Annotated in this window: 9 protein-coding genes and 2 riboswitches; of the genes, 2 read left to right on the top strand and 7 right to left on the bottom strand. The window is 69.4% G+C overall.

The window, feature by feature from the left end; genetic code table 11:
• Window positions 1-9 precede the first annotated feature (9 nt).
• Window positions 10-492, bottom strand: a complete 483-nt coding sequence (locus tag ACN27E_RS03925; RefSeq protein ID WP_422746715.1) for a hypothetical protein — start codon at window positions 490-492, stop codon at window positions 10-12.
• 183 nt (window positions 493-675) lie between these two features.
• Here ACN27E_RS03925 and ACN27E_RS03920 point away from each other — a divergent pair, with 183 nt between their 5' ends.
• Window positions 676-2862 (top strand): malate synthase G, encoded by a 2187-nt coding sequence (locus ACN27E_RS03920; RefSeq protein ID WP_422746713.1) that lies wholly within the window; start codon window positions 676-678, stop codon window positions 2860-2862.
• Between the two features lie 116 nt (window positions 2863-2978).
• Entirely contained in the window at window positions 2979-4850 is a 1872-nt protein-coding gene (locus ACN27E_RS03915; RefSeq protein ID WP_422746711.1) for a hypothetical protein, read from the top strand.
• 12 nt (window positions 4851-4862) lie between these two features.
• Here the strand turns inward: ACN27E_RS03915 and gcvP are convergent, their stop codons facing one another.
• From gcvP to gcvH, 6 genes are all read right to left on the bottom strand, one after another.
• Window positions 4863-7709 carry an aminomethyl-transferring glycine dehydrogenase gene (gcvP, locus tag ACN27E_RS03910; RefSeq protein ID WP_422746710.1) on the bottom strand — a complete coding sequence of 949 codons (2847 nt, stop codon included), beginning with the start codon at window positions 7707-7709 and terminating at the stop codon, window positions 4863-4865.
• Window positions 7710-7755: 46 nt separating this feature from the next.
• Window positions 7756-7875: riboswitch (glycine riboswitch) on the bottom strand.
• Window positions 7876-7974: riboswitch (glycine riboswitch) on the bottom strand.
• Window positions 7975-8035: 61 nt separating this feature from the next.
• Window positions 8036-8656, bottom strand: a complete 621-nt coding sequence (locus tag ACN27E_RS03905) for a MerR family transcriptional regulator (RefSeq protein WP_422746709.1) — start codon at window positions 8654-8656, stop codon at window positions 8036-8038.
• Window positions 8657-8891: 235 nt separating this feature from the next.
• The gene (locus tag ACN27E_RS03900; RefSeq protein ID WP_207357050.1) at window positions 8892-9386 is read right to left on the bottom strand and encodes a bifunctional nuclease family protein; all 495 of its coding nucleotides are present in this window, start codon (window positions 9384-9386) and stop codon (window positions 8892-8894) included.
• A 118-nt stretch (window positions 9387-9504) separates the two neighbouring features.
• Complete coding sequence (locus ACN27E_RS03895; RefSeq protein ID WP_422746708.1) at window positions 9505-10254, bottom strand: MerR family transcriptional regulator; 750 nt, start codon at window positions 10252-10254, stop codon at window positions 9505-9507.
• Window positions 10255-10278: 24 nt separating this feature from the next.
• A complete protein-coding gene (gene garA, locus ACN27E_RS03890) occupies window positions 10279-10758 on the bottom strand; it encodes a glycogen accumulation regulator GarA (RefSeq protein WP_422746706.1) in 480 nt (159 codons plus the stop codon).
• 141 nt (window positions 10759-10899) lie between these two features.
• Complete coding sequence (gene gcvH / locus ACN27E_RS03885) at window positions 10900-11295, bottom strand: glycine cleavage system protein GcvH (protein WP_422746704.1); 396 nt, start codon at window positions 11293-11295, stop codon at window positions 10900-10902.
• Between the last annotated feature and the right edge of the window lies 1 nt (window position 11296).

The raw sequence follows: 11296 nt of genomic DNA, 5'->3' as shown, positions 1-11296 counted from the left end.
GCCCGCCGTTCAGTGCATCAGCGCCTTGATCTGCGCCACATAGCGGTCCCGCTGGGCCGCTGGAACGGACGGCGCGAATGCGACGACGACGGTCTCCACCTGGAACAGGCCGCGCTGCCCGGCGTAGACCTGCGCACGTCCGGTGGTGGCGAAGGAGTCGACCCGCAGGGTGTCGGTCACGACCGCCTGGTCGCACCCGGCCGCCGGGCACTCCTGGGCCGTGGCGTCCCGCGGGTTCGGGACGGCGGCGCCCGCCCGGTGCAGCGCGTCCACCAGACCCCGCGCGGTCAGCGCGTCGAGCTCGCCGCCGCGCGTGGCGGACGGGCCGGCAGCCGGTGAACCGGCGACCGACGGCGGCACCGGGTCTGGATCGACGGCCCGGTCCGGTGAGCACGCCCCGAGCAGGCATCCGGCCGTAAGGCCCGCCAGCGCAACACCTCCGGACAGGACTCTGCGCATACCCGTCGTTCGCTGCCAACCGCGTCCGCTCATCCGACGAGGCTACGTCCGCACCGGGTCCGCACCGGATCACCCGGTGTGACGCACAGCTCACCGTCGGCGATGCGGCCGACCCCGTGGGGCGGACGCGGGATTCGGCCTGATTACCCGCGGGTAAGCTGGACCGACGGCGGCGTGCCGGATGGTACGCGGGAAAGACGGCCGAGGAGGCAGACGATGACCGATCGCGTCGAGGTGGGCAACCTGCGCGTGGCCAAGGTGCTCTACGACTTCATCACCGACGAAGCGCTGCCGGGCACCGGCCTGGACCCGGACAGCTTCTGGGCCGGCGTGGACAAGGTCGTCGCCGACCTGACCCCGCAGAACCAGGAGCTGCTGGCCCGCCGCGACGAGCTGCAGGCCCAGATCGACAAGTGGCACCGCCAGCGCGCGATCGGCCCCCACGACGCCGAGGACTACAAGCGCTTCCTCACCGAGATCGGCTATCTCCTGCCCGATCCCGGCGATTTCACCATCAGCACCACCGGTGTCGACGACGAGATCACCCGCACCGCGGGACCGCAGCTCGTGGTGCCGGTGCTCAACGCCCGCTTCGCGCTCAACGCCGCCAACGCTCGGTGGGGTTCGCTGTATGACGCGCTCTACGGCACCGACGTGATCAGCACCGAGGGCGGCGCCGAACCCGGCACCGGATACAACCCGGTGCGCGGCGACAAGGTGATCGCCTACGCGCGCGAATTCCTCGACGGCGCAGCGCCATTGGCCTCTGGTTCGTACAGCGAGGCCGGCGGCTTCACCGTCGATGACGGACAGCTGCTCGTCACCCTCGGCGACGGGATGTCGGTCGGACTCGCCGAGCCCGAGCAGTTCGTCGGATATCTCGGCGAACCGGCGACGCCGACGTCGATCCTGTTGCGCAACAACGGTCTGCACATCGAGATCCTCATCGACCCCGACTCGCCGATCGGTTCCACCGACCGGGCCGGCGTCAAGGACGTCGTGCTCGAGTCCGCGGTCACCACCATCATGGACTTCGAGGACTCCGTGGCCGCGGTGGACGCGGAGGACAAGGTGCTCGGCTACCGCAATTGGCTGGGCCTCAACCGCGGCGACCTCGCCGAAGAGGTCAACAAGGGCGGTAAGACGTTCACCCGGGTGCTCAACCAGGACCGCACGTTCGTCTCACCGGACGGCGGCGAGCTGACGTTGCCGGGCCGCAGTCTGCTGTTCGTGCGCAACGTCGGTCACCTGATGACCAACGACGCGATCGTCGACTCCGACGGCAACGAGATCTACGAGGGCATCCAGGACGCCCTGTTCACCGGGCTGATCGCCATGCACGGTCTGCAGGAAAGCGATGAGCGGGGCCCGCTGCGCAACAGCCGCACCGGGTCGGTGTACATCGTGAAGCCGAAGATGCACGGTCCCGACGAAGTCGCCTACACCGCGGACCTGTTCAGCCGCGTCGAAGATGTGCTGGGCCTGCCGCAGAACACCCTCAAGGTCGGCATCATGGATGAGGAACGGCGCACCACACTCAACCTCAAGGCCTGCATCAAAGCCGCCGCCGAACGCGTCGTGTTCATCAACACCGGATTCCTGGACCGCACCGGCGACGAGATCCACACCTCCATGGAGGCGGGGCCGATGATCCGGAAGGGCGCCATGAAGAGCCAGCCCTGGATCAAGGCCTACGAGGACCAGAACGTCGACGTCGGCCTGGCGACCGGCCTGTCCGGCCGCGCCCAGATCGGCAAGGGCATGTGGGCGATGACCGAGCTGATGGCCGATATGGTCGAGCAGAAGATCGGCCAGCCCAAAGCCGGTGCCACCACCGCGTGGGTGCCCTCGCCGACGGCGGCCACCCTGCACGCCATGCACTACCACCAGGTGGACGTGTACGCGGTGCAGCGCGAACTCGAGGGTCAGCAGCGCACCACGATCGACGAACTGCTCACCATCCCGTTGGCCAAGGAGCTGGCGTGGGCCCCGGAGGAGATCCGCGAAGAGGTTGACAACAACTGCCAGTCGATCCTCGGCTACGTGGTGCGCTGGATCGACGCGGGTGTCGGATGCTCCAAGGTTCCCGACATCCACGACGTCGCACTGATGGAAGACCGCGCCACCCTGCGCATCTCCAGTCAGCTGCTGGCCAATTGGCTGCGCCACGGCGTCATCACCGAAGAGGACGTCAAGGCCAGCCTGCGCCGGATGGCCGCGGTCGTCGACGAACAGAACGCCTCGGATCCCGATTTCAAACCGATGGCCGCCGACCCCGACGCCAGCATCGCCTTCCAGGCCGCCCAGGAGCTGATCCTGTCCGGCGGAGCGCAGCCCAACGGCTACACCGAGCCGATCCTGCACCGCCGCCGTCGCGAGTACAAGGCGTCGGTGAGCTGCTGAGGCCACCGGGAAACGCGTGCGCGGCGGGCCACTAGACTGCCCGCAGCGACGACTCCTGACGACTGATGACCCGGCGATGACCATGCGACGACGCGAATGCGGGGGTAGGGCTAGGCATGGGTAGGCACAGCATTCCCGATCCCGAGGATCGCGACGACCGTCCCGGCGGCGATGAACAGCGGTACAGCGACGACACCACGGTGTCCATCCCGGCCGCCGGCGAATCCGGCCCGGCGACCGGCCCGCAGCGCAGCGGCTGGGACAGCGGCGAATGGACCGGCAGCCACCGCGCGCTGACACCGAAACGCCGGGGCGTCAGTATCCCGGTGATCGCGGTGCTGGTCGCAGTGGTGGTACTCGTCGGCGCGGTGATCGCCTGGCGATTCTTCGGCGACGCGCTGTCGAACCGTAGCGACGCCGACGCCGCGCGGTGCGTCAGCGGTGATCTGTCGGTCGCGGTGCTGGCCGACCCGTCGATCGCCGACCAGATCTCCGCATTGGCGACCGCGTACAACGACACCGCGAAACCGGTCGGCGACCGGTGTGTGAAGGTGGGCGTCCGGCCGGCCGGTTCCGGTCAGGTGCTGGCCGGGTTCGAGGGTGACTGGCCCGGCGACCTCGGCGACAAGCCCGCGCTGTGGATCCCCGCCAGCGGACTGTCCGCCGCCCGGCTGGAGGCCGCCACCGGACCCCAGACCATCGACGACAGCCGATCACTGGTGACGTCGCCGGTGGTGCTGGCCGTTCGGCCGCAGCTGCGCGATGCCCTGGCCGAGCAGAGCTGGTCGACGCTGCCCGCACTGCAGAACAACCCGACCGGACTCGACGGGCTCGGCCTTGCGGGGTGGGGGTCGCTGAAGCTGGCGCTCCCCCGCACCGGCGACAGTGACGCGTCGATTCTGGCGGCCGAGGCGGTCGCGACGGCGGCCGCTCCCGCGGGCGCCCCGGCCACCGACGGCCTCGGCGCGGTGACCACCCTGGCCGCCGGCGCACCCGAACTGCCCGCCGACACCGCCGACGCCGCGATGGACGCGCTGCTGGGTTCCGGTGACCCGGCCGCGGCACCGGTGCATGCGGTGCCGTTGACCGAACAACAACTGTTCCGCCGGGCCGCCGAACTGCCCGACGCGAAGAACGCCGTGGCGGCCTGGCGCCCGTCGGGGCCGACGGCCACCGCCGACTATCCGACCGTGCTGCTGGCCGGTGACTGGCTCGACCGTGAGCAGGTCGCCGCGGCCAGCGAGTTCGCCCGCTTCATGCGCGACCCGGAGCGACTGTCCGAGCTGGCCGCGGCCGGCTTCCGCACCGGCACCGGCAGCCCGCCCGCCAGCGATGTCGTGGACTTCGCCGCGGTCCCCGCGCCGCTGCCGGTCGGCGACGACGCGCAGCGCGCCAGGATCGCCGACGCGCTGGTCGCCCCCGCCCAGGCCTCGACGTCGACGATCATGCTCGACCTGTCGATGCCGGCGGCGGAGGGGACGAACTCGCGCATGGGCAACGTCGTCAACGCGTTGATCCCCCGCATCGAGGCGTTACCGCCCACCTCGGCGGTCGGGCTGTGGACGTTCAACGCGTCGGCGGGGACCTCGCAGGTGCCGCTGGGACCGCTGGCCGAGCGCCGGGATGCGCTGACCTCGACCCTCGACCAGCTGTCCTCGACGTCGGGGGGTGCCGTCTCGTTCACCACACTGCGGCTGGTGTACACCGAAGCGCTCGCGAATTTCCGGGCGGGACAGCCCAATTCGGTCACCGTGATCACCGAGGGACCGCACACCGACCAGACGCTGGACGGGTCCGGCCTCGAGGCGTTCATCCAGGGTGCTTTCGACCAGGCGCGACCGGTGGCGGTCAACGTCATCGACTTCGGCGACGACCCGGACCGCGCCACCTGGGAGGCCGTCGCACAGGTGACCGGCGGCACCTATCAGAACCTCGCGACGTCCGACTCCCCCGAGTTGGCCGCCGCGCTGTCCTCGATGGTGCGCTGAGTCGCCGGTCGCTCAGGCGAACGCCTCGATGGGCGGACACGAGCACATGAGGTTGCGGTCGCCGAAGGCGCCGTCGATCCGCCGCACCGGCGGCCACACCTTGGCCCGGTAGCCCTTGCCCAGCGGATAGGCCGCCTGTTCGCGGGTGTAGGGGTGGTTCCATTCGGCGACCAGCAGGCTTTCCGCGGTGTGCGGCGCATTGCGCAAGGGATTGTCCTCAGCCGGCCAGGCGCCCGATCCGACCTGGTCGATCTCGGCGCGGATGGCGATCATCGCCTCGCAGAACGCGTCCACCTCACGCAGCGACTCACTTTCGGTCGGCTCCACCATCAGCGTGCCGGCGACGGGAAAGCTCATCGTCGGAGCGTGGAATCCGTAGTCGGCCAACCGCTTGGCCACATCGTCGACGGTGACGCCGGTCTGCTTGGTGATCGGGCGCAGATCCAGGATGCACTCGTGGGCGACCATGCCGTTCTCACCGGTGTAGAGCACCGGGAAGTACTCATCCAGGCGGCGGGCGATGTAGTTCGCCGACGCGATCGCGGTCAGCGATGCCGCCCGCAGGCCCGCAGCCCCCATCATGCGGATGTACATCCAGGTGATCGGCAGGATCGACGCCGAGCCGTAGGGCGCCGCGGCGACGGTGTGGTCGTCACCGAGTTCGGCGGCCAGCGGATGGCCCGGCAGATACGGCGCCAGATGCGAGCGCACGGCCACCGGGCCGACGCCGGGACCGCCGCCGCCGTGCGGGATGCAGAACGTCTTGTGCAGGTTGAGGTGGCTGACGTCGCCGCCGAACCGGCCGGGCCGGGCCAGGCCGACCAGCGCGTTGAGGTTGGCGCCGTCGACGTAGACCTGGCCGCCGGCATCGTGCACGGCCGCGCAGATCTCGGCGATGTCGTGTTCGTACACGCCGTGGGTCGACGGGTAGGTGATCATCAGCGCGGCCAGCCGCTCGGCGTGCTCGGACACCTTGGCCCGCAGATCGTCGAGGTCGACGTCACCGTTCTCCCGGCACGCCACCACCACCACCCGCATACCGGCCAGTGCGGCCGAGGCGGCGTTGGTCCCGTGCGCACTGGACGGGATGAGGCAGACGTCCCGGTCCGGATGGCCGTTGGCCTCGTGATAGGCCTTGATCGCCAGCAGACCGGCGTACTCCCCCTGAGACCCGGCGTTGGGCTGCAGCGAGATCTCGTCGTAGCCGGTGAGCCCGGTCAGCCACTGCTGCAGGTCGGCGATCAGCCCGCGGATACCCGGGGTGTCACCGTCGGGGGCGAACGGGTGCAGCCGGCCGAATTCGGGCCAGGTGATCGGTTCCATCTCGGCGGCCGCGTTGAGCTTCATCGTGCACGATCCGAGCGGGATCATGCTGCGGTCCAGCGCGATGTCCTTATCGGCCAGCGAGCGCAGATACCGCATCATCTCGGTTTCGGTGCGGTAGCGGGTGAACGCCGGGTGGGTGAGGAATTCGGTGGTGCGGGTGGCGATCTCGGGTCCGGTGAACGGCTGACCACCGCGGTCGGCGCCGAACGCGGCGAGCACCGCGGCCACATGCTCGGCGGTGGTCGCCTCGTCGGCGGCGACCGACACGTGGTCCTCGTCGACGAGCCAGATGTTGATACCCCGCTCTTTGGCGGCGTCGCGGATCTGCGCGGCGCGGCCGGGGACGCGGGCGAGCACCGTGTCGAAGAACGCGGCGTGCACCACCTCCACACCGGCGCCCGCGAGTCCCGTCGCGACCGCGCGGGCGTGCCCGTGCACGCGCCGGGCGATCGCGGTGAGGCCCTCGGCGCCGTGGTAACTCGCGTACATCGCCGCCATCACCGCCAGCAGCACCTGCGCGGTGCAGATGTTGCTCGTCGCCTTGTCGCGGCGGATGTGCTGTTCACGGGTCTGCAGCGCCAACCTGTACGCCGCCGCGCCGTCGTCGTCCCTGGACACCCCGACCAGCCGCCCCGGCAGTTGCCGGGCATGCTTGCTGCGCACCGCGAGGTAACCGGCGTGCGGGCCGCCGAAGCCCATGGGCACGCCGAAGCGCTGTGTGCTGCCGAAGGCGACATCGGCGCCGAACTCCCCGGGCGGGGTCACCAGCGTGCAGGCCAGCAGATCCGCCCCGACCGCGACCAGGGCCCCACGCTCGTGCGCCTGCGCCACCAGCGGCGCCCAGTCGACCAACGAGCCGCCAGCGCCGGGCAGCTGCACGATCACGCCGAAGAAGTCGCCCTCGGGCAGACCCTCGCGCAGGTCCGCGGTGACGAGCTCGATGCCCAGCGGCCGTGCCCGGGTGGCCAGGATGGCTGCGGTCTGGCGGTACACGTCGACGTCCACCGCCAACCGCCGGGACGTGCTGCGCACCGCGCGCTGCATCAGCGTCATCGCCTCGGCGGCGGCGGTGCCCTCGTCGAGCATGGAGGCACCCGCGACCTCGAGGCCGGTCAGATCGCACACCATGGTCTGGAAATTCAGCAGCGCCTCGAGGCGGCCCTGGCTGATCTCGGGCTGATACGGCGTGTACGCGGTGTACCAGGCGGGGTTCTCCAGGACGTTGCGGCGCAGCACCGGCGGGGTCAGGGTGTCGGAGTATCCCTGTCCGATCATCGAGACCGCCACGGTGTTGGTCTCGGCCAACGCCCGCAGCTCGGCGAGTGCCTCGGTCTCCGAGGCCGGCGCCGGCAGCACGTCCAGTCCGGGCGCCACACCCTCGGCGCCCAGTGCGTCGAGGATCCCCGCGGGCAGCGCCTTGGCGGCCAGATCGTCCAGCGTGGGAACACCGATGGTGTCGAGCATGACGGCGACCGCATCGGAGTCCGGGCCGATGTGACGATCGGCGAACCGGGGCTGATGGGAATCGAGCACGGGCGTCTCCTCTGAGGGGCCACGGATGGGAAAAGAACCGCTGGGTTCCCCTCCCTCTGTCGTCGACCCGTCGCGGGCGCCTGAGAGATTCACCGCACCCAGCGGACCGGTGTGCGCCTTTCCCCATGGGCGGGTGGACTGTGTCCACCACTTTCCAGAGGCATCGTCGCCGTGAACGGTCCTGGGTGCCTGAGAGGTTGACGGAGAGGTGTTGCTCCTTCGGCGTCCGTGACCGGCTGCCACGGAGCTCTCCCGCACACGGGTGATGCGTGGGCGAGTCTACCGGGCGGTCGGTCCGACCGCCGCCCGAGGAGGTGTGAGCCGCGTCAGCCGATCTTGCGGTCGCGATGCTTACGGCGCGAGGCCAGCTCGTCCTCCGGTGCGGCGATCGACTCGCCACCGTCGGCGCGCTCGCCGGGGAAATCGGCGATCGCGCCGGTGAGCTCGCGCATCGCCCCCGACACCGCGATGCCGAAGACGCCCTGTCCACCCTGGAGCAGGTCGACGACCTCTTCGGCGGAGGTGCACTCGTAGACGGTGGTGCCGTCGGAGAACAGGGTGATGTTGGCCAGGTCGCTGACCCCGCGCTGGCGCAGATGGTCGACCGCGACCCGGATGTTGTGCAGCGAGATGCCGGTATCGAGCAGCCGTTTGACGATCTTGAGGACCAGGATGTCCTTGAACGAGTACAGGCGCTGGCTGCCGGATCCGGCCGCACCGCGGATCGACGGGACGACCAGCGAGGTGCGGGCCCAATAGTCCAGCTGCCGGTAGGTGATGCCGGCGATCTGGCAGGCACTGGGACCGCGGTAGCCGACGAGTTCGTCGGGCACCGAGTCGTCCGGGAACAGTCCGGCCTGCACCGGTTCACCCGCCGGCGCGACAGACTGCGCCGGGGTGCCGTCGGTGGACAGGTCGAGCTGCTCCTGACGTGGCGTGTCGCCCACTACCGATTCCTCTCGCCGATCGAACTCGCAAACCCCGCCACAACCGTGACCTGCACTGCAACGGTTCCGCCACCAGCCCGAATGTGTCCGAGCATACGCTTGTCGCGACGTCGTGACTGCCCGTCGCCCCCAAAGTATTACCCCGAAAACGGGGTGGACCGAACGCCCTCGCCGCGTGTCGACCGGCCTGCACCGAGTTGAGACGCATCCGTGACCAACGGCAGGTTTCGCACGATCACGTCGCCTTGAAGTCGTCGGGCGAGACGCTGTCGAGGAACTCCTTGAACTTCTCGACCTCGTCCTCGCGCACCGCACCGGTGGCCTCTTCGTCGTTCTCGTCGGGGATCAGCAGCCCGGCCTCGGCCAGCACCGCCTCTTCGACATAGATCGGCACGCCGACCCGCAGCGCGATCGCCACCGAATCCGACGGCCGCGCCGAGACCTTGATGTCCCGATCGAAGATCAGATCGGCGTAGAAGGTCCCCTCCTGCAGATCCACGATGCGCACCTCTTTGAGCGAGTGGCCCAGCGCCGCGATCACGTCGCGGATCAGATCGTGGGTGAGCGGGCGTGCCGGTTCGACACCCTGCTGTTCCAGTGCGATCGCCGCGGCCTCGGATTGGCCGATCCAGATGGGCAGATAACGGTCGCCGTTGGATTCGCGCAGCAACAGCACCGGCTGGTTCTGGGGCTGTTCCACGCGGATACCGATCACACGAACCTCAGCCATCAGATACTGCCCTCCGCACCGGTGTGCTCGTTGTCCTCATCGGACGGTCCTGCCTGCCAGATACGGGATCTGACGTCGGAGCCGAATCGTCTTCAACTCGTCTGGACGAGTCTAATCCTCACCGATCCAGTACGTCGCGTACGGCCGATTTGATCAGGGACGTGTGCAACGTGATGGCCAGCGCGGCCACCTCGCGGGCCAGGTCGTCGGCCCGGTCGCGCGCACCGGCCTTGCCCGCCTTGACCATCGGGCCCGCGATCTGGGCGATCAGATCGGACTGCCGGTCGGCCGCCGACCGGAAAGCCCGCAGATGCCGCGGCTCCACGCCGTAGTCGGCGAGCGCTCGGGCGCACTGGGCGATCACCACCGAGTGCTCGTCGAACAGAATCGTTCCGGCGGCCTTGAAGATCGGCGTGATCACCCCGGCCTTGAGCAGGGCGCCCAGCAGCTCCTCCCCGACGCCCGAGCGCTCCAGCAGATCCTCGCGACTCAGCCGCACCTGCGCCGGCCCCACCCCGGCCAGCCTGCCGGCCTCCCCGCCGACCCCGTCGACGGTCACCAGACGCGGTACCCCGTAAGGGGTTCCGCCGTGGGGCAACTCACCGTCGGGCTGCGCGTCGAGCTGCGCCTTGATCACCTTCAGCGGTAGGTACTGATCGCGCTGCGCGGTCAGGATGAAACGCAGCCGCGCACAGTCGTAGGCGGTGAACCGCCGGTAGCCCGACGCCGTCCGCTCCGGGGTCACCAGCCCCTCCGCCTCCAGAAAGCGGATCTTGGAGATGGTGACGTCCGGAAAGTCCGGCCGCAGCAGATCCAGCACAGCTCCGATGGACATGCCGGCCAGAGCCGGCCGTTCGGGCTGTGTCATGGGCTGCTGGGACGGGACGCGCGACTAGCCGGCCGCGCCACCGTCGTCGTCGGCGGGCCCGGTCAGGAACACCAGGCGGAACTTGCCGATCTGCACCTCGTCGCCGTTGGCCAGCACGGCCGAATCCACCGGCTCACGGTTGACGTAGGTGCCGTTGAGGCTGCCCACGTCGACCACCTGGAACTCGCCGCTCTCCAGCCGGAACTCGGCGTGGCGACGGCTCACGGTCACGTCGTCGAGAAAGATGTCACTGTCCGGGTGCCGGCCCGCCGACGTGGTCGGCTGGTCGAGCAGGAACCGTGAACCGGCGTTCGGACCGCGCTTGACGACCAGCAGTGCCGACCCGACGGGCAGGCCCTCGACACCCGACACGGCGCTTTCCCCACTCGGCGCCGCAGGAGCGTCGAGTTCGTTGAGGAAGTCGGCGCGGAAGACCGATGTCGTCTCCACGGTGACTTCGTCAGACGTCTGGTCAGCCCCAGAGTTGATGTCCTTGTCCGTCACCCGCTGCTCCTCACTGGCTGCTGTGGCGATACCCGGCCGGTCCCCGGTCGTCGTGTCACATTCGACCGTACCGCGCAGCAGACGTCGTTGTGTCCACCACGGCCGGATCCGCCTCTTGGTCTGCAGAACCCTAGCAACTGCTCACTCGCTCGCCACGGCACGGTAACCGTCGGCGTCGAGCAGGCCGCCCAGAGCGGCCTCCATATCGTCGGTGTCGAGCTGGAGATCGACCAGCCAGCCCTCGCCGTAGGGGTCGGAATTCACCAGATCGGGGCTACCGTCCAGATTCGCGTTGACGGCAAGCACTTTCGCGCTGACCGGGGCGTACAGGTCCGACACCGACTTGGTCGACTCGACCTCACCGAACGTCTCCCCGGAGGTCAGCTCCGCACCGACGTCGGGCAGCTGCACGAAGACGACGTCGCCGAGCGCCGCCTGCGCGTAGTCGGTGATCCCGACCCGCACGGTGTCGTCACCGGTACGCAGCACCCACTCGTGTTCCTCGGTGTAGTACAGCTCGGCTGGGATGTCGCTCACG

It is taken from the genome of Mycobacterium sp. WMMD1722 (genome assembly GCF_049315205.1).
Lineage (GTDB): Bacteria > Actinomycetota > Actinomycetes > Mycobacteriales > Mycobacteriaceae > Mycobacterium.
The sequence above is the reverse complement of the archived record's forward strand: the minus strand, read 5'-3'. Positions and strand labels throughout refer to the sequence as shown.